Source organism: Ilyomonas limi, from assembly GCF_005233845.1.
In the GTDB taxonomy this organism is placed as follows: domain Bacteria; phylum Bacteroidota; class Bacteroidia; order Chitinophagales; family Chitinophagaceae; genus Ilyomonas; species Ilyomonas limi.
The window spans coordinates 15,482-35,683 of the sequence record NZ_SZQL01000029.1 but is presented as its reverse complement, the minus strand read 5'-3'; the positions used below and the strand labels follow the sequence as shown (position 1 = coordinate 35,683).

Annotated in this window: 17 protein-coding genes; 16 read left to right on the top strand and 1 reads right to left on the bottom strand. The window is 38.0% G+C overall.

Annotated elements, in window-relative coordinates:
• The first annotated feature begins 413 nt into the window (after window positions 1–413).
• Complete coding sequence (locus FC093_RS22025; protein ID WP_137263982.1) at window positions 414–2,807, top strand: ABC transporter permease; 2,394 nt, start codon at window positions 414–416, stop codon at window positions 2,805–2,807.
• Window positions 2,808–3,238: 431 nt separating this feature from the next.
• Here the strand turns inward: FC093_RS22025 and FC093_RS22020 are convergent, their stop codons facing one another.
• Window positions 3,239–3,505: a hypothetical protein gene (locus tag FC093_RS22020; protein WP_137263981.1), complete on the bottom strand. Its 267-nt coding sequence runs from the start codon at window positions 3,503–3,505 to the stop codon at window positions 3,239–3,241.
• Window positions 3,506–4,523: 1,018 nt separating this feature from the next.
• Between FC093_RS22020 and FC093_RS22015 the strand changes: the two genes are divergently transcribed.
• From FC093_RS22015 to FC093_RS21945, 15 genes are all read left to right on the top strand, one after another.
• Entirely contained in the window at window positions 4,524–5,747 is a 1,224-nt protein-coding gene (locus FC093_RS22015; RefSeq protein ID WP_137263980.1) for a sensor histidine kinase, read from the top strand.
• A 40-nt stretch (window positions 5,748–5,787) separates the two neighbouring features.
• A complete protein-coding gene (locus tag FC093_RS22010; protein ID WP_137263979.1) occupies window positions 5,788–7,362 on the top strand; it encodes a hybrid sensor histidine kinase/response regulator in 1,575 nt (524 codons plus the stop codon).
• A 1,665-nt stretch (window positions 7,363–9,027) separates the two neighbouring features.
• Window positions 9,028–9,348 carry a hypothetical protein gene (locus tag FC093_RS22005; protein WP_137263978.1) on the top strand — a complete coding sequence of 107 codons (321 nt, stop codon included), beginning with the start codon at window positions 9,028–9,030 and terminating at the stop codon, window positions 9,346–9,348.
• Between the two features lie 657 nt (window positions 9,349–10,005).
• Window positions 10,006–10,770: a hypothetical protein gene (locus tag FC093_RS22000; RefSeq protein WP_137263977.1), complete on the top strand. Its 765-nt coding sequence runs from the start codon at window positions 10,006–10,008 to the stop codon at window positions 10,768–10,770.
• Window positions 10,771–11,480: 710 nt separating this feature from the next.
• Window positions 11,481–12,050, top strand: coding sequence for a Crp/Fnr family transcriptional regulator (locus tag FC093_RS21995; RefSeq protein ID WP_137263976.1), 570 nt, complete (start codon window positions 11,481–11,483; stop codon window positions 12,048–12,050).
• A 91-nt stretch (window positions 12,051–12,141) separates the two neighbouring features.
• Complete coding sequence (locus tag FC093_RS21990; RefSeq protein ID WP_137263975.1) at window positions 12,142–13,476, top strand: hypothetical protein; 1,335 nt, start codon at window positions 12,142–12,144, stop codon at window positions 13,474–13,476.
• A gap of 20 nt (window positions 13,477–13,496) precedes the next feature.
• On the top strand, window positions 13,497–13,913 hold the full coding sequence (locus FC093_RS21985) for a hypothetical protein (RefSeq protein WP_137263974.1): 417 nt from the start codon (window positions 13,497–13,499) through the stop codon (window positions 13,911–13,913).
• A 47-nt stretch (window positions 13,914–13,960) separates the two neighbouring features.
• Complete coding sequence (locus FC093_RS21980) at window positions 13,961–14,452, top strand: hypothetical protein (protein ID WP_137263973.1); 492 nt, start codon at window positions 13,961–13,963, stop codon at window positions 14,450–14,452.
• 167 nt (window positions 14,453–14,619) lie between these two features.
• Window positions 14,620–14,958 carry a DUF4134 domain-containing protein gene (locus FC093_RS21975; protein WP_137263972.1) on the top strand — a complete coding sequence of 113 codons (339 nt, stop codon included), beginning with the start codon at window positions 14,620–14,622 and terminating at the stop codon, window positions 14,956–14,958.
• 25 nt (window positions 14,959–14,983) lie between these two features.
• A complete protein-coding gene (locus FC093_RS21970) occupies window positions 14,984–15,313 on the top strand; it encodes a DUF4133 domain-containing protein (RefSeq protein ID WP_137263971.1) in 330 nt (109 codons plus the stop codon).
• 10 nt (window positions 15,314–15,323) lie between these two features.
• Entirely contained in the window at window positions 15,324–17,786 is a 2,463-nt protein-coding gene (locus FC093_RS21965) for a TraG family conjugative transposon ATPase (protein ID WP_137263970.1), read from the top strand.
• Window positions 17,787–17,815: 29 nt separating this feature from the next.
• A complete protein-coding gene (locus FC093_RS21960) occupies window positions 17,816–18,181 on the top strand; it encodes a hypothetical protein (RefSeq protein WP_137263969.1) in 366 nt (121 codons plus the stop codon).
• Between the two features lie 10 nt (window positions 18,182–18,191).
• Window positions 18,192–18,869, top strand: coding sequence for a conjugal transfer protein TraI (locus FC093_RS21955; protein WP_137263968.1), 678 nt, complete (start codon window positions 18,192–18,194; stop codon window positions 18,867–18,869).
• A 28-nt stretch (window positions 18,870–18,897) separates the two neighbouring features.
• On the top strand, window positions 18,898–19,533 hold the full coding sequence (locus tag FC093_RS21950) for a hypothetical protein (protein WP_137263967.1): 636 nt from the start codon (window positions 18,898–18,900) through the stop codon (window positions 19,531–19,533).
• Window positions 19,534–19,538: 5 nt separating this feature from the next.
• Complete coding sequence (locus FC093_RS21945; RefSeq protein ID WP_137263966.1) at window positions 19,539–20,174, top strand: TerB family tellurite resistance protein; 636 nt, start codon at window positions 19,539–19,541, stop codon at window positions 20,172–20,174.
• The last annotated feature ends 28 nt before the right edge of the window (window positions 20,175–20,202 follow it).

Here is a 20,202-nt window from a genome sequence, read left to right as displayed (position 1 = left end):
TGTTTTGTTTTCATAGTTTCAACATGTTAGTTTACAACAATTTACTTCATTGCAGCGGGTGCATCAAGTACCACGACTGCTCACCTGTAGCGGAACCTCCTTTTACATATAGACTTGCTGCCACAAGCGGCTGACGAATCTGTGCTGAACATGAGGAATTCTATTAAACAACATATCTTTATCCAAGCTGACGAGCAAGCCTGCCGCTCCGGCAGCAAGCCTTTAACGTTGGCGGTAATTTTATTTAGACATAGGGTTAAGTTTTAGCTCGTTATTTACTTGTAGCGAAATCGGACACTCCTGTATCAAAAGCAAACATGCTTTCAAATAGCTGGCGCATTTATATAGTTAATTATCACACAGAAAGCTAATGGCATTCAATTGGTACTTTATAAGTTAAACCAGTTCAAGGTATGTTCACAAATTATTTTAAAATAGCGTGGCGAAATTTAAAAGCCAGTAAATTTTACAGTGTCATAAACATAAGCGGGCTGGCTGTGGGTTTGGCAACCGGAGTTATGTTGCTGCTTTGGGTGCAAAATGAATGTAGCTACGATACATTTAACCAGCAGTATAAAAATATCTACCAGTTAAATTCGCACATTACTTTGGAAAGTAAATCACTTGCCTGGCAAGGAGCACCCGGACCATTAGCTATAATGTCAAAAAAAATTCCAGGTGTAATTTCTGTTTTAAGATTGGTAAGTGAGAATGAAAATCCAACGCTGTCTGATAAAGTGTTATCCAATATTGGTCAAACAAAAGCGTTTGACAACAACAATATTATTTATGCAGAAAGTAATTTTTTAAACTTCTTCAGCTACAAATTATTGTATGGTAACCGCAATGCATTTTTGCCGAATTCGTATTCTGTTGCACTCACACAATCAACAGCCAAAAAATTATTTGGTACAGATGATGCCATTGGCAAAATTGTGCAGTTTGATAAAAATAATTTTACAGTAACCGCGGTTTTGCAAGACTTTCCCCGTAACTCTTCTTTACAATACGATGCTATCTTCCCGGTAGATTATTATGCGCAGCAATTCACAGCTCATGGCGGCAATCATGGTTGGAAAACAATAGATGAAGATATAAACGATTATAGTTTTAGAACATTCCTTCTGCTAAATCCAAATGCCAATACTTCAACTATTGAAACAAAACTTACACATTTATTTAATGCAATGAAAAATGGTCAGGCTCAAACAACTTTTCAATTGCAAAACTTAGGAGACCTTCATCTTACAGGAATTGACGGCGATAATTCCGCATTACAAACGGTAAGAATAATGGCTCTTGTTGCCATATTAATATTGATTATTGCAAGCATTAATTATGTAAACCTTTCTACCGCCCGGGCGCTTACAAGAATTAAAGAGATAAGTATAAAAAAAATCATTGGCGCAAAAAGAAGGCAATTGTTTTTGCAATTCATAACTGAAACAGTATTGACATTCGTGTTTGCAATTATCATCGCAATTGCTTTAATTGTTTTATTGAAGCCATTGTATGACAGCATTACAGGCGAACAATTAATTCTTTCCCTGTCCAACTTTTCCATGTTAGAAATTTGGTTTTTCACACTGTTCGGAACAATACTTATTTCGGGCATTTATCCTGCAATGTTATTATCATCGTTCAATCCTTTAGGCGCCGTGCGTGATAAAAGTTTTTTGGGTATTAAAACGTCTTCATTTAGAAAATCACTAGTCGTTCTTCAATTTGTAATCTCGTTCATATTGTTAGTGGGCACAATTGTAATGGGAAAGCAAATGGCATATATAAGCAATAAAGATTTGGGTTATGATAAAAATTATATTTTTACTGTTTCATTCCCCAAAGAAGCAACGAAAAATGCTGATGCAATAGAAAATGAATTGCTATTGCAAAAGGGCATATTAAATGTTTCATTTAGCAGCGCAAGCGACATTACAAATGTAACAGAGGTTTCAGGGGATATTATGTGGGATGGAAAAAAAGATAATGTTCCATTTATGCTTTGGCGTGTACAGGCAGATAAAAACTTCATACCTACAATGAAGTACCAGTTTATTGAAGGAACAAATTTTCCGGGAACGCCTTCTGACTATAATAAATATATTTTGAATGAAACTGCTGTGAAAGCTATGGGTTTAAACCCTCCTTATGTCGGAACAAAAATTGGTTACGGGAATGCTGATGGAGAAATATTAGGTGTAGTAAAAGATTTTAATTTCAAATCACTAAAAGACCCTGTTGCGCCTTTGATAATAAGAACGTCTGGATTGAAAAACATTTTATACGTACGCACAACAGGCGCCGGCGCACAGGCAGCCATCAAAGCCGTAGAATCACAGTATAAAAAATATGCAAGTAACGCACCTTTCTCTTACGATTTTCTTGATAAGACTTTCGAATCGCATTATCAATCGCAACAGCGTACAGGCACTTTGTTTACAACTTTTGCAGCGATAGCTATTTTTATTTCATGTCTTGGGTTGTTTGGATTAGCAACTTATACAACGCAGGTAAAGACCAAAGAAATCGGCATCAGAAAAGTGCTGGGTGCAAGTGTTGGCAGCGTTGTGCAATTGATTAGTAAAGATTTTTTGAAGTTGGTAATTATAGCGACTGTAATTGCAACGCCGCTGGCTTACTCGGTAATGAATAGATGGCTGCAGGATTTTGCTTACCGAATAAATATATCATGGTGGATGTTTGTTGTAGCAGTTACACTAATTATGCTGATTGCATTATTAACAGTAAGTTTTCAATCAATCAAAGCAGCTATAGCCAACCCAGTAAAGAGTCTAAGGGTTGAATAGTTAAGAAAAGCTGCTGTCAACAAAGCCAACATTGCACACTGTTTCGGCACTGATACAACAAAACTATCCATACTTTATTGTAGACAGCACTTTAGCGGACAAAAGCTTACAACCTTTTATCTCTGACAAGCTTTTCGCTGAGTACTTTGATGTGTTGAACCATGAAAAGTTCAGCAGGTTTCCTGACTTCCATGCACGTGCATAGTCACTGCTTGCAGATATAGAAAGCCTTTCATTAAAGTTTACACCAACCCAAACTGTTAGAGCTTGCTGATACTTGCCACGCAGATTACATTGTAACAGGTAACACGAACGACTTTACTATGACTGAACACAAAGGGACAAAGATTGTTTCACCCAAAGACTTCTTTGTGCTTTTGAGCCAATAGCACGAACGCCTAACAGTGAAAAGGCAGTAGGGTTATTAGGAATTAAGCAGCAATGGTTAGCAGGTGTGCATGTGCCAGTGGGATATTATGGCTGCTGTACTTATTAGTAATTCCATTCTGAATAAACAGCACTTCATTAAGGGAAATGGAAACTTCTACTGTAATGTTGTCTTTTTTGAATATTCTGTAGGGACTCCGGTATATATCTTCTGTATAGCCGGACTGCTGCAGTTTTAAAATAAAGGTGTGAATAGTCTTTTCGTTGCGTTGTGTACGGTGTTGCCGGGCGCTTACTTGTCTGTCTCGCATAGTTTATATCTGATTTGGTTTGATTGTAATATAGGGTATAATATCAATCGTGCATAGATGGAGTGAATTACACTGCCTTTTTGAAGAGATCAATGGCTTCAAAAAGTCCCGGTGCATATTCGTAAGGACTAAATATACGTAAAGGCGTTTAAAAGTAATGAAGAATCTGGTAAAAAGGAAAATACAGGAGTTGCATGCATAGAGAAACAGGCATTTTTATTGTTGATTGTTCTCAAAGGCAAGCTATGGATAAGCAGCAGCAGTTTGAATCAAAGAAAAGATTTTGAGTAATTATGCCGGTTATATGGATGTCATCAGAAATATCGCTTTTGATGATTTAACTAACATTAAAGCACAATTTCAATCAATGGAGCCTTATATAAAATTAGTTGAATGCAATTCTAATTACCAGGACTTCATAAATCAATACTAATAACAGCAAATAACCCTGTAGAAACACAAACTTAAAATTGGCAACTCAATTTAAATTCCTGTCATGAAGCCCGGAAAAATGTACAGGCTTGATGCCCTTTCTCCTCTGCTTTACTTTATGGCGAAGCGGGAAAAGCTGAATCCATAAGATAAACAGCATAAAAAAAGTTAGAGCTGTTAATACGGCTATTGGATACACAATGTGCAGCGCAAGGGATTTCATAGGCAGGGGAGTTTAAGATATTGGTTCATTTCAAAGATAAAGCACAGTCAATAAAGCAGCTATTAAAATATTGCACTCTGTTTTCTATGTCTTAGCTGCTACTGAGTGGTAATTGATGGTTGGCTATAGTGAAAGACTATTGCTTGTCTGATGGTGCGAGCTACTTTATTTTCTCTTCTGACACTACCAGCAGTGACATAAAGTAGGTGGTCTTACTGCTCATCTTTAGATATTTATCAATCATATTTTAAGCAAAACCTAATGAATCTAACATATCGGCTCCTGCTATTTAAAATACTTTTGTTCTAGTTTACAAAGTGCTGAGCGCATTACATGGCACAACATTAATTAATCCAATATTTCATGCACACCCAATTCAACGGTTCAATCGAGAAATCAAACCTTATATTTTTAAACGCTCCTATTGGACTGATAGAAATAACGCTATCCGGAGAGATATTGAATATGAACAAGAGCGGAAACATTTTTCTCTCTCAATTACAGCAGGCATATTGCTGTAAGAGTGTTCACATATACGATGTGCTGAACCAGATAGATACAAGGATTGCAGAGCAAATACATCATTTTCAATCATTATCCGGACTAATTTTTATAAAAGATATTGTTTTTAACTTATCGCAACAGGAAAATACAGCAGAAAAATGCTTTAAGATTACTGTCTCCAAGGTGATGGATGATTGTTTTATTGTCGCGTTGGAAGACAATACGGAGAAGCATCGGCAGGAAAAAGCTATGCAGCAATCAGAGCTTGAAAAAGCAATAGCACAAGGCAAATATGAGATAGCTTCAGAAGTACTGCATGATATAGGTAATGCAGTGGTGGGTTTTGGTACTTACCTAAACAGGGTAAACCGGTTACTTGATAAACAAAAAGGAGACAGCCTGAATAATGTAAGTCTGTTCATAAACTATATGCAGCAGCAGTTAGAAACCGCTTTAGGCGCCGATAAAGCAAAGGCACTTGCTACGCTTCTGGAAGGTATTGCCAAAAGTGAAAGAGCATACAAGGAAGAGTTACGTAAAGCAGTAGATGAGCAATTAGGCATTATCAGCCATATACAGGAAATATTAACAATTCAGCGGCAGTATGTAGTAGGGCATGAGGCGCAGGGGCGCAAAGCGGTGAAGTTAAAGCAGGTAATAGACGACTGTATATCGATGTCGTGTGTTGCATTCGATAAAAAGAATATACAAGTAAATCTCTATGCAGACGGCAATAATATGCCTGTTATAAAAGGAGATCGTACCAAGCTGATGCAGGTAATCCTCAACCTGCTCAAAAACAGCATGGAAGCCATAGACGCAGAAGCAACTGAAAAGAAAATAGATATACAGCTGGAGGGCAATGAAAATACAATAGATCTAAAGATAAAAGACAGCGGCAAAGGTTTTGAAGCCGGATCAGCCATTCATTTTTTTCAGCGTGGTTTTACAACCAAACACACCGGTACCGGGCTTGGCTTGTATAATTGCAAACAGATTATAGAAGCGCATGCAGGAACTATTCAAATGAATAGCGATGGATTGGGAAAGGGCGCTGTAACACATATCCGATTTCAGCAATAAACAATTGTTCTCCTTTTTGAAATAAATAATAATCTCTACAATGAAACATGTGAATACCCGCGTGCTGGTGATAGACGATGAGGAAATGGTAAGGGATAATATCGAAGAAATCCTGATGCCGCATAAATATGCTGCAGAAGAAGATGATGATGCTATGCTGATAGCTTCCAACATATTGTTTGACACACCTCAGCCGGTTTTGACTCCCCACACCAGTAACCTTCCCGAGTTTATGGTAGATAAAGCCAGTAATGGTAAACAAGGGTTACAACACGTTAAAGAAGCACTTGCAAACAATGAGCCTTATGCTGTTATCTTCCTGGACATGCGCATGCCCGGATGGGATGGATTGGAAACAGCTATGCAGATAAGAAAATACGATACCAAAGCAGAAATCATTTTTATTACTGCTTATAGCGATCGTTCAATAGCAGAAATTATAGATAAAGCAGGGCAGAATGTGGGCTATCACTGTAAGCCTTATGCCTCGGAAGAGATTATCCAACTGGCTACCAAAGCAGTTACCGATTATAGCCGGCTGCGCAACTTGGAAGACTTGATAGCCTCTATTTCATCTATTGGTCTAAACAAATACCAGCTAACCTCTTTATTACAGAATATACTGTACCAGGTAGCGAATAGCGTAGATACTGATATGGCACTGCTGGGCAAACTGGATGATGACTTCGGGTATGAAAAACTAATCTCCACCGGTGCTATTGAAGAGAAGGTAAATATGGAGGTGTTAATAAGCCGGGTAAAAAATGCACATATAGCTCCTGAAGAAGTAGTGCAGTTTGATGATATGGTGCTGGCGCGAATGAACAACTATTCTGTATTTGCCCTGCTGAAAGATCCAGGCAGGTTAAAGACAGAAAAAATGTATTTGCTTAAGCTATTTGTACAGAATGCTGCACAAGCCATTGTCAATGCAGAACTAACCGAAAAGCTGCTGCAGAAAGAGAAGCTGTCTGCGGTAGGCAACGCTATCGGTATGGTGATGCATGACTTGCGCCCACCAATCAAAAGCCTGATGATGATTACCGATATGATGCGTGAAGACAATGTAAAAAGTGAATGGGTGGACATCATGGAAGACTGTGCAAAGCAAGCTTCCGAAATTTTTGATGATTTCCTTGCCTTTATAAAGGAAGCACCAATACGGAAGGAATCCGTAAACATCAGTGATGTAATAAACAATGTGGTGAAATTAACTGTTACAGGTCGCAATATACCGCATGTAACCATTGAGCAAAATGTTCCCGACACACTGATTATACAAGGCGATGAAAGTAAACTGAAACGCTGCATTGCAAATCTCGTAAACAATGCAATTAATATTTTAGATCAAAGGGGAAAACAGAATGCCTTCATTAGCATAACTGCAGAGAATGACATAGCTAACAACCAGATGAGAATAGTGGTACGTGACAGTGGTCCCGGCATACCGGAGGATATGCTTAAAACGTTATTTGAGCCTTTTGTAACCAGAGCTACAGTAAATGGTACCGGATTGGGACTGGCAATCGTAAAGCAGTTTGTAATAGCACACTGTGGCACTATAACAGTACATAATGATAATGGCGCTGTCTTTACTATTTACCTGCCCGTTTAATACAGAGTCGCATTTTGCTTAAAAACTGTAAAAAAGGTAAGTTATTTTGTAATTATAGCTTATCGCTGTAAGGAATCAGACGATATATCGAACTATCTTGAATGCGGTGCAATAGCCTTGTGGGTTAGTTTGATTCCATCTGTAAGAACGTATTTAACTATTGATATTTTAAGCATAATTAATCGAAGTGCTGGTTCTGGTTATATAATGACATGTCTCACGGAAAGGTTTACTTTCTTCTATATTGAACAGCAGGATGGCTATATCAGGAAGATAAAACAGACATGACAGCAGATCAACACCTAGCTGGATGTCGCACTTAGCGATGCAGTGGAAAATCTGACAGAGTTTTCTCAGAAGCTATACTTTCAGAAGAGCATAATGCCAGTATGCAGGCAATGCAGTACTGCTTAAGCAAACACCACATAATAGTGCAAGCATTCTTTGTACTCTGAAGTGTGTAAGCCGGTTTGAGTAGAACAGGGTTGGCTATGCTTATAAGACATCTAAGGCTTACAGGGTAAAGTAGTCAGCTATCTACAATCCGGAAATATATTTAAAAAAATAAATATCTTATGTCCTTTTTGTCTATCTTGTACTTTACATTAGCATAAAAGAATAGCAATGACATACTTGGCTGCAAACATATTTAGGCACTATACCAAGTTCTTGACGCTACTATGCCTGGAGCACCCCATTGGACTAATCATCATTATTCCATTAATTACTGGCGCTTTCTTACTGTATGCAGCTTTCACTATGATGGTTCAGAAGATTGGTTCACAGACGAAGCCTTGTTATTATCAGCTTACCAACTGGGAATCAGATTAAAAAGACTATTCTGTAAAATACAGCCGGTTATAGCCGAGTATAAAGTTAAAAAGCTGCTCCTGTAGAAACAGGAGAGCTTAATTTCAAAATATCAAGTCCATTTAATAACGAGTATAGAAATCCATCTATTGTGATACCAGGTAGATTGGTAAATAGTTCCAAATACCTTTTTATTTTTTGAGAGTTTTGGATTGAAAAGCTGCCTCTGTCTTTACAGAGGCTTTATTATTTTACATGCTGGTTCTAATTATTATATAGCTTTCCGGTAAGTATTTTGATTTAGGGATTTTATGTGGGAGTACACCAAAATAAAAAGGCCCTTGTATAAACAAGAGCCGGATAAACCCTAATATATGCGTTATGCATACATTGTTATAGTAAAAATATAAGGAGCAGCTTTTAAGGCTGCTTAATTTATTTTAAGGCTATCTTGTCTCAACTGGTATGTAGTTGGATGTCACAAGAATCCATATCAGCATAATTGGCTTATTTAAAAAATGCGTTATAGCGTATTTGTTCTAAAAGGATAATTTAAACCGATTCCATTTCAAAATAAAATACAGCCACATGGAAATGAGAAAGAGAGTATAAGAACAAATACATACCCGCATGATTTGCGGTTAAATTTGGCTTATTCACAGACAGGGGGAATATAACTTACCAGCATGAAAACCGGCTGTATTAGCCTATGCAAAATGATCTGCACCAATAAAGATAAATGTGCAAAAAGTCCTTTATTGAAATTAAGATTACGTAAGCTGTTAATAAATATTTTGCACAAATACTTAGCTAAAGGCTAATCCTTTTAGTACTTTTACCCGCTAATTACCCACTATGCCTGCAAATTTCAGTTCTTTAACAAAGAAAGGGGATGAACCAATCAATATTGAAAATGATTCATTAAGAATCTTAATGCTGTTGCAAAAAGAACTGATGTATGAATATAGAAAGAAAATGCAGGATGAATCAAATCGCACTTCTTTGCAAAGCCAGAAGCGGATATTACAAGTTTCGGTAGTAAGCATTATTATAACGCTATTGATCATGTGCTATATTCTTTGGAAGGATCAAAGCACTTCTGCTGCTGATTATCTTTTTGATAATACAGTGGTGATGAAAGATTTTATTTTAAACCAGATGGTACAAGCGCAATAATAAATTCAGCTTCCTAACGGCTACCTTAATTGCCTCTAAGACTGCCCATCCTTGACTTAATTCCGGGTTACCTATACTTCTCATACTTAACCGGAAAGTGAGGTCTATAAATACAAGGAAAGCTTCATTCCGGCAATCAGCCATTTATGTTTTATTTATAGTAAACATATATTTAATCTGAATATAACCACCTGTGTTATGTGCTTAATGTATCATTGCAGCATAAACCAAAACTGAGTGTGCAATTTTGTTTATATACAGGGATATTCCTGATTACTGTAATGAATGTTGCTGGTGCAATGGCATCCGGAAAGTTCAACTTCAGATTTCAATACTTACTACTGCTTTCTATTGTTATCTATACCTTAACTGGTTTCCTGCTTACAGGAGTAAGCACTTTGTTTATGATACCGTTGTGCAATGCAATATATGGCTGTATTGATGCACTAATCGGATGGTTCTTTTCAAAGAAGGTAAAAGCAAGTACCAGCATTGCTGAAGATGAACATACGCAATTCACTATACACGCAGTAATGTTGTTGAAGGTAATATTTTCAATTGCCTTTGGGTATGTTGGACAATTAATAGCTAATTAGTACAAGTAGTAAAGTATACATATAATGGGGAAAACAACAAATTAATTTTAACGATCAAACCATGCAACAATTCAAAATAGAGTTGAAAGGTTTTAGGGATATAAGTAATAAAGCTATCATGCGCACTATCCCTGTAATGCTATTGGCAGGTGCAACAGGTATGTATATCAGTGTAAGCAGTAACTCAAATGATGTGGATGATGTAGGTATTCTGCCTTATGTAATTGTAACCGTACTGATTGGTTTAGCTATAGGATTATATAAAGGCATAAACAGGCAAAAGAAGTTGCTTGAAAGTTATACGCTAACTATTGGCAATAACCTGATTACCAGAGAACAATCAAATACGCCTACTATTTCCTTATACTATAATGAAATCAGTGAAATTGCAAAATCACCTAATAATACTATCCTGATCAAAGGAAAAAAAGCTTCTGATGTGATTATTGTACCTAAACAGATAGAGAAATATGAACGGATCGAAACATTGCTTCAGGAAATCAAACCCTTTACAAGGGTATCCTCTGATTCGGTATTGAACAGATACCGAAGTGTACTTTCCTTAATTTTAATTGGATTAATGGTGTGCCTTTATACTACTATAGATAAAGTCTTAGTTACAATAACCGGCGCATCCTTAATTGTTTTTATGGTTTGGGGCATAGTAAAACTTAGAAGCAATAAAAATGCAGATAGTAAAACCAAAAGAACATCCATAGTCTCAATATTTGTTTTGGCATGTATTATCGCTGTGATGTTTATCAAACTTTCTTCATTAGAGCCACAGCAGTTTTCTATACTAACCCTTACCACAATGATACAATAAAGGCAAAATTTGCAATTCTATTTCTTATAGCTGTTATTTCTATAAATGCACAACAACAAAAAGTAGCTACAGCATTAAACAGGTACACACCGGAAAACAAAGATTCCTTAATGCACATGTATGATTCAATAAATTTGGATCAGTTAATTTCGGTAACAGCTTGCAAGTGGTATGAAAGTTTTACAGCCTATGACTGAACAGCAAAAGAGCGGATACTTGCATCCATACCTTATAGCAGAAGCGGCGCATGGTAACATGTTTACTAACCTTTAAGCAGGTCACCTATTATACATTTAAAAAGCTATGATTATATAGCCGGAAATCACGGTACAAGGCTTTTAAGCGTAGTAATTTAAAAATTATGCACTCCATTGTATTAACAGTGTTCTTCATCTGCTTAGTATATCTTTTACTGGAATAATCACTTAACACTTTAGGGGCATAGTTCGTGTAAAAATGCGTAGAACTACGCAGTCTATACGTAGTTCTACGCGGTTGTTTATCAGGAGGAATAACTAATTTGCTTTCCGGTACAAACAAGGTATATTCCGGATGCATCTTACAAAGTGTGGATAGCTCAGGAAATACTATGTAAAAACTTGGTAAACTACAGGACAGAAATAATAAGTAGCACTATTTTCAGACACCATCCTGGAAGCTTAATCTATCAACCTACCCTTATCTTTTATAAAGCATGGAAATAATGTTGTATGGAAAACTTACTTCAGTTATTAAACAGCATCGCACCATTATCATCTGCATTGCAAAGCCATCTTCAAAGCATTCTCAAAAGAAATACGTTCAGAAAGCGCTCTTACCTGTTGCAGGCAGGGCAGGTGAGCAATTGCATTCATTTTTTGGAATCTGGCTTAGTACGTTGTTTTTACGATAAGGAGGCACAGGAAATATGTATTTGGTTTATGCAGGCTGGTAATGTCATTATCTCGGTAGAAAGTTTTCTTTGCCAGGTTAAAAGCTATCAGTACATACAGGCATTAGAAGATTGCATTACCTGGTCTGTTACTTATCAGGAACTACAGGATATATACAATAAGTTTCCGGAGTTTAATCTCCATCGTGCTGTACTGCTTGAGAGGTATTATGTGGAAAGCGAAAAACGACAACGCATTCTTTCGCTTAATTCGGCAGCAGAACGATATATGCAATTCATGGAAATTCAACCGGAAATAATGCTGCGCTTGCCTGCCAAATACATCGCCAGTTACCTGAATATTGCGGAAGCTTATTTCAGCAGGATCAGAGGCAAATACACGGGCTGATATTATTGACATTTTACAATTCAATTTCTTGTCATTTCGCAATACACCGTCCTCGTAGCTGCACCTAATTTTACAATATCAAATAGGGACTATGAAACACCTGATAATAGTAGCAGCCACTGTCTTATTCTTCTTTTCCTGCAAAAAGGACGAAGGATTTAAAGCCGTAAGTGTTTTGCAACGTGATGAGCAATTCTTTAATACTGTTCAGCAACAATTAAAGGACAGCTTATCAGCCAGTGATTACAGCCACGTAAACTTTTCTCAGGTATTTAAAAGCAAAAACGCCCAGGGTAATTATTATTTTGTAAGGATAGGTTTGCTCCATAAGAGTATGGCTACCGATTTTATCTTGTTACAAACCGATAGCCTGGGAAATGTAAAGGGTGGAAAGCTGATACATGTGGATAAGGAACAGTACCATACGCGAAAGCATCAAAAGTTTAATGGCAGGTTTGTTATCAGCACGCTGAACAGACAATACAGTAATATACAGGAAGTAACTAATGGCAGGTGGAAAGTAGGCACCGGTGCGACCGCTATGGCAAAACCTGCAGATGAGCAGGAGGAGCCTGCAGGGGAGCAAACCCTTCCGGATGTGGTTGTAACCTCTTATACGGATGCGGATACCGGAATGGACTGGTACTGGTATGATGGTTTGTATTTTGGTGGAAGCGGCACCGGTGGCTCTGATAATAGCGGCGGATACACTTACGGTCCGGCAAGCGGAAGCGGTAGCAGTAATAATACTGTAACGGAGGACAATACAATTATTATTGAAATTGAGCCGAATGATGAATCTCCAATCAAAGTGGAAGATTATATTAAGTGCTTCAGTACAGTATCAGATGTAAATGCAACCTATAAAATCACTATTTTCTCTGATTTGCCCGTCAATGGAGATCCATCCAAAATATTTGATTGGAGTACAAACTCTCCAGGTCATAGTTTCGTACAATTAAGCAAGTCGGGTGGAGGTCAAAGCATACAGCAGAACTTTGGCTTCTATCCGGAATTTGGTTGGAAAGCGCCTGCTAATGTATCTATAGATAGTAAAGTAGTGGATAATGCAGGACATGAGTTCAATGCTTCTCTTACACTAACAGTTAACAACAGCCAGTTTCAGGCAGCCTTAAATAAGGTACAAGCTATTGCAGGATATGATTATAATATAACTACATGGAATTGTACAGACTTTGCACTGAGCGTATTTAATGCTGCAAGTTCATCACCACTTACCATTCCTCAGTTTCCAATACCAACTTCAACATATCCACTGCCAACCACTGTAACTTTATCGAATACGCCACAGGGTTTATACTACCAAATACAAGCGTTACAAGCTTCTGGCAATACTTCGTATGGAACGGCTGATGTTCCCGGTGTCTGTGGGTATGCAGGCGGTAGTCATGGTAGTTGTAATTAAGTTAATTTAAACTAATTTATATGCAAAAAGTAAAACGTTTTTTAGTGCATCCTGTAACCATCTGCATACTTTTTTGTGGTTTAATCATCAGTGGTCAATCTAACGGAGCCTTTTACATTTTTATATTACTGTTGGGGTTATCACATGGTGTGCTACATTCTCTTTTAGGAATAGGGGGTATTATGCTAATTATAGCCTCACTGTATCTGAAACGTTCATCTATAGTCGCATTAATACGATTAGCAGCTTCGGTTTGTTTTATTTTATCCCTGCTTTGTTTTTTTATGCAACCGGGAGGCGATTACAACTATCCTACATTCCGGCAATTCGTTCCTTTAGTTGTGTTAATTATTTTCTTGTTAGCTCTACTGTTATTTATACTTAAACAGTTTCAATCCTTGCGTTTAAAAAAAGATCAATCTGTTTCAGCCATATAAAGCTGAATTACGAACTGTGATATTGTGAAGTAAGAAAATTGTGTGTTATGAATTTATCATTAACCTGGGCAAACTTTGTCCTCATTACAGGCTTGTGCCTGATTGGATACTATATTGTGATTGGCTTATTGTATTACCGAAAAGACATAAGCCTGCTTTTAAAGCCAAAAGAAAAGGATCGTTTACCTGTTACAGCTAAACAAGACCTGTTTACAACTGAAGATGCAAATGTTGAAAACAAAATTCTTTCTAACGATCCAGCATCAGAAGATATATTACCTGCTGACGATGAACCACCAACTACTCCTCCTGATGTACAGGATTTCGTAGATGAAATTGATGCATACACCCAGGCGTGCGGTGCTGAAGTCAGTAAAGAGGAGTTGCTAATAAACTTCCGCAAAATACTTCATAAATATCCTGCTCTTATTAACAGTAGTCTCCGCAGTGTATTAGCCGGTGTAATTGCTACTGCTTCCGAAAATAATTGTTCCATTCATTGGCGTGAAGATGAATTGAATGAGTTGTGGGATGGCTGATTGGAACAATCACCCTTGCATGCCATGTAGCGCAGTAGATCCGAGTGCGATAGAAGTCATCATGCAGGGGGGACACCTGTTTGTCTTCCTGTCCCTGCCAGCGCGTTAGGGATGGGGAGCATCAGGTCAGCAAGAACATTTAAGTATCAAAAATAAAATAAGTGAAAATGAACAGGTGTGTAGGAAATGTTATCAGGCGTAAAAGAAAGCAAGCTGTTTTAGCAGCAATTATGGTTACCGTGTTTGCATCTAATCTCTTAGCCCAAACAGCAGATGGTAATGCAGGTATTCAGGAGGCAACCGATATGGTCGTCAGTTACTTTGATACCGGCTGTAACCTGATGTATGCCATTGGGGCAGTCAGCGGTATTATCGGTGCGGTAAAGGTATATCAGAAGTGGAACCAGGGCGATCATGACACCGGCAAAGTAGCTGCTGCATGGTTTGGCAGTTGCATATTCCTGGTGATTGTAGCCACTGTACTAAAATCATTCTTCGGTATTTAAGAGCAGGGTGCAGCATAGGAGTTTTATGGCAAACAGTGTTTACAAAATTAATAAAGGCATCAACAAACCTGTTGAATTTAAGGGACTGAAAGCCCAGTATGTCTGGTATTTAGGCGGAGGCTTAGTAATACTGCTCATTGTGTTTGTTGTAATGTACCTTATTGGTATCAATACGTACCTGTGCCTGCTCATCATTATCTTCTCCGGAACTACCTTATTTATTCATGTGCAAAGATTAAGTCATAAGTATGGTGAACATGGTATGATGAAGAAAGCAGCCTTAAAAAGGACCCCAAAAGTTATCAAATGCAGTAGCCGGAACGTAAAAGGATTTAGAACTATTCTGAAAAATTAAGGAAGTAAACATGATTAAGGAACTAGATAATGTATTACCCATATTGGGAATTGAACAAGACTGCATTCTGTCCAGGCAAGGAGATATAACCATTGCTTATAAAGTGACGCTGCCGGAACTGTTTACATTGAGCAATGACGAATATGAAGCCTTTCACCAGGCGTGGATCAAAGCAATCAAAGTATTACCTAAACATACGGTATTCCATAAGCAGGATTGGTTTATAGAATCGAAGTACGAAGCAGATTTTGAAAGGCAGACTTCGTTTTTATCCCGCAGCAGTGAACGGTTCTTTAATGAACGCCCTTATTTAGAACACCAGTGTTATATCATGCTTACCAAAAAGCCTGCTGGTCGTAAACTTTCTAATTCCCTACTTTCTACTTTAATCAGGAAAAGCATCGTACCTGTGCAGTCTATAAATGCATTATTCATCCAGGAGTTCTTCGATAGTGCCGGGCAGTTTGAACAGATATTAACAGATAGCGGATTTGTTTCTTTACGCAGATTAAGAAATGAAGATTTAGCAAGTACGCCAGCAAGAGCAGGCTTGCCGGAACGCTACTGCTTCCTGCAGGATAGAGCACAAGCTGTAATAAAGGATATTGAACTGCATGGTTCGATAACAATCGGAGATCAGCATTGCCAGTTATTTACGCTTGCTGATGTCAATGACCTGCCACCGCTTTGCGGCTCAAGGATTAATTATGATAAGTACTCCACAGATAAAACAAAGTTTAGTATAGGATTTACTTCCGTGTTAGATCAATTATTGTCCTGCAATCATATTTACAATCAATACATCTTTATCGATGATGCAGCAAAAACTTTAAAGCAGTTAGAAAGCAAGCGCCTGCGCCTTCAGTCCCTTTCTGCTTATTCGAGGGAGAATACTATTGCAAGAGATGCCGTAAACGATTATTTAAATGAAGCTATTGCGGAGCAGCGGCAGCCCGTAAAAGCGCATTTCAATGTATTGGTATGGACAGCAGAAAAGGAACGATTGAAGGAGTTGAAGAATAGGGTATCTTCTGCTTTAGCGCAGATAGATGCTACGCCTAAGCAGGAAACCGCCGGTGCTGCACAGATATGGTGGGCAGGCATGCCCGGCAATGAAGCGGATTTCCCCATGAATGACACCTTTGATACCTTCATTGAACAGGCAACCTGCTTTTTAAACCTGGAAACAGCCTATCGCTCTTCACTCAGTCCTTTCGGCATCCGGTTAGGAGACCGCTTAACCGGCAAGCCCGTGCATGTGGACATCAGTGATGAGCCGGTACTAAAAGGCATTTGTACCAACAGGAACAAGTTCATTCTTGGTCCTTCCGGCAGTGGTAAATCCTTTTTTACCAATCACATGGTTCGCAGCTATTATGAGCAAGGGACACATGTAGTACTGGTGGATGTAGGTCATAGCTATAAAGGCTTGTGTGATTTGGTAAATGGATACTACTTTACTTACAGCGAAACCAATCCCATCCGTTTCAATCCGTTTTATATCGGTGAAGGAGATGTACTCGACACAGAGAAAAAAGAAAGTATTAAAACACTTTTACTTGCTCTATGGAAGAAAGATACTGAGACGTACAACCGTAGTGAGTATGTTGCCCTATCCAATGCCCTGCAGTTGTATTATGAGCAGTTGAGTAAGCATTCTTTTCTCTTTCCCTGCTTCAATAGTTTTTATGAGTTTGTAAGAGATGAATTTACGCTGGTGCTCAGCAACGACAAGGTGAAGGAAAAGGACTTTGACATCCACAACTTTCTCTATGTTTTACGCCCTTACTATATCGGTGGCGAATTTGATTACCTGCTGAATGCGGAAGAAAACCTCGACTTACTGCAACAACGTTTCATTGTCTTTGAACTGGATAATATCAAAGATCACCCTATTCTTTTTCCGGTAGTGACTATCATCATTATGGAAGTATTTATTTCCAAAATGCGTAAGCTGAAAGGCATCCGCAAAATGATACTGATTGAAGAAGCATGGAAAGCGATTGCCAAAGAGGGTATGGCAGAGTACATCAAATACCTCTTTAAAACCGTTCGCAAATTTTATGGGGAAGCAGTGGTAGTAACGCAGGAAGTGGAGGATATAATCAGTTCTCCGGTAGTAAAGCAAGCCATCATTAACAACAGTGATTGCAAGATTCTGTTGGATCAAAGTAAGTATCAAAACAAGTTTGACCAGGTGCAGGAGCTATTGGGATTAACGGATAAAGAAAAAATGCTGGTACTGAGTATCAACAAAGCAAATGATCCCGCCCGGAAATATAAAGAAGTATTTATCTCATTAGGAGGCACACTATCGAGAGTTTACAGAACCGAAGTATCACCGGAAGAATACCTGGCTTATACCACAGAAGAAAAAGAAAAAGTAAAAGTGCAGGCGTATGCCAGGAAACGCGGCAGTATGGAAAAAGGCATAGCACTATTGGCTTCGGAACAACATGAAATATCCAAGTAGAATTTTATACCACTTAAACAATTTAAACTATGAGACTATTCATCATTCTGGCAATTGCTGCAATCAGTTGCAACTCCGGTACAACGGATGTAAAAGCATTCATACCCGGCGTGTACATCAGACACTTTGAAGGGTTATATAGTAAAGGGGAAGATACCCTTATCATCAGCAAAATTGATGGTGTTAATTCTTACTTTATTCTCCACAGAACCACTTTTCGAAGGCTCCGCAATAACCAGTTATCGGCACCGGAACGAACTACGGAAAACTGGTCGGCAGTATATAACCCCAGAGATAAAATACTTTACGAGCAAAAGCGGGAACGGATGCTCTCGTTCATGCCGGACAGCAACAAAATGTTTGTTGGTGGCAGTGCCTATTATAAAATCAAATAATGCTACTGTTATGAAAAGTCTATTTATAAGTACTGCTTTCGTTCTATTAATGTCAGTATTTCCTACTGCCAAAACAGAAGCACAATTTGATATTGGAAGCGTTATCTCTGCAGGCGTAAAAAAAGTTATCAATGCCGTTGACCTCAGCATTCAACGAATGCAGAATGAGACGATTTGGCTACAAAATGCACAAAAGCAAATAGAGAACGTTTTATCGCAAACAAAGCTTACTGACATTTCCGATTGGACGCAAAAGCAGAAAGACTTGTATGCTGGTTATTTTGACGAACTGTGGAAAGTAAAAGATGCGATTGCGCTTTATCATCGTATTAAAGAAATCACCCAAAAGCAGTTGGCACTTACTGGTGAATACAAACACGCACTCAGCTTATTCAGGCAGGATACACATTTTACACCGAATGAAATTGAGTACATGAGTAAAGTGTACACGGGTATCCTAAATGAAAGCCTCAATAATTTAGATCAATTATTCCTGGTGATTAATTCATTTACCACGCAAATGTCCGACGAACAACGAATGCAGCTAATTGATGCGGCTGGTAATGCAATAGATAACAACTATAACGACTTGCAGCAGTTCACCAATCAAAACAAAATATTGAGCCTACAGCGGTCTAAAGATGCAAATGAGATTGCTACTGTAAAAGCTTTATATGGACTTCAATAACTATTTAATGTCATTTCAAATGAATGCAATGAAAAAGCTTTGTTTTTTTGTAATCCTCCTGATTAGTACGTGTTGTAAAGCCCAAACATGGGACGAATGGTTTCGTCAGCGTAAAACACAGATTGAATATTTAGAAAAGCAAATTATTGCCTTGCAGGTATATGGGAATTACCTGCAGGAAGGTTACAATATTGTGCAGGGAGGCTTGTCTGCCATTCACAATATTAAAGATGGAGATTTCCATTTACATAATGATTACTTCAATTCTTTAAAGCAGATAAGTCCATCTGTTTCCAGTTACAGTAAAGTTTCCGGCACTATTAATCTGCAACTCCAAATCTTACAATTAAACGCAGCTATCAATAAAGTCTTAAGTAATAATTCCATTCAGGATAATGAACGTCATTATGTAAAAGCAGTAATGAAAAGCATGCTGCAGAAATGTGGCAATGACATTACTGATTTAACCAACCTTACTACCAATGGGCAGCTGGAAATGAAAGAGGATGAACGCATCAAACGGATAGATGCCATTTATGATGATATGAAAGACAAATACACATTTGTCACTCATTTTAAGGAACAGGTAAATGTATTGATGCTATCCAGGCAAAAAGAATCCGATGATATGCAGACATTACAATCATTATATAATCTCAAGTAATACTTATGAAAACTTTCTCAATCATTCTACAGTTTGTATTTTGTTTATGTGCTTTTGTAAATAAAGCAAGTGCACAATCTTATGAAGGGGAACGTTTGCTGTTAGATGTCGAAAAGCTCACGCAAATGAAAAGCATACTCAGCAATATGGAGGAAGGCTATGACATATTAACGCAGGGGTATGAAGCTGTTAAGAGCATCTCTGAAGGCAACTTCAACCTACATCAGTTATTTTTAGATGGGCTTTTAAAAGTTAGTCCGGTCGTATGTAATTATAAAAAGGTTACTGATATTATTACCAGCCAGATTGAACTCACTAAAGAATATAAAACCGCATTCAACCGCTTCAAACAGGATACTAATTTTTCACCAGATGAGATAACCTATTTAGGAAAGGTGTATAATCAACTCCTTAATAGCAGCCTCAGGAACTTAGATGACCTCACCAGCATTATCACCAATGGTATGCTAAGGATGAGCGACGATGAAAGGCTGGAGCGAATTGACGCCTTATATAAAGATATGCAGGACAAACTTGGTTTTCTCCGCCAATTCAACAATCATACTTCTATACTTTCATTACAAAGAGCCAAAGAGAATAACAATGTAAACGCTTTGCAGCAAATCTATAATTTAAAGTAACACACCACCAGTAATTAAGTAACCCATA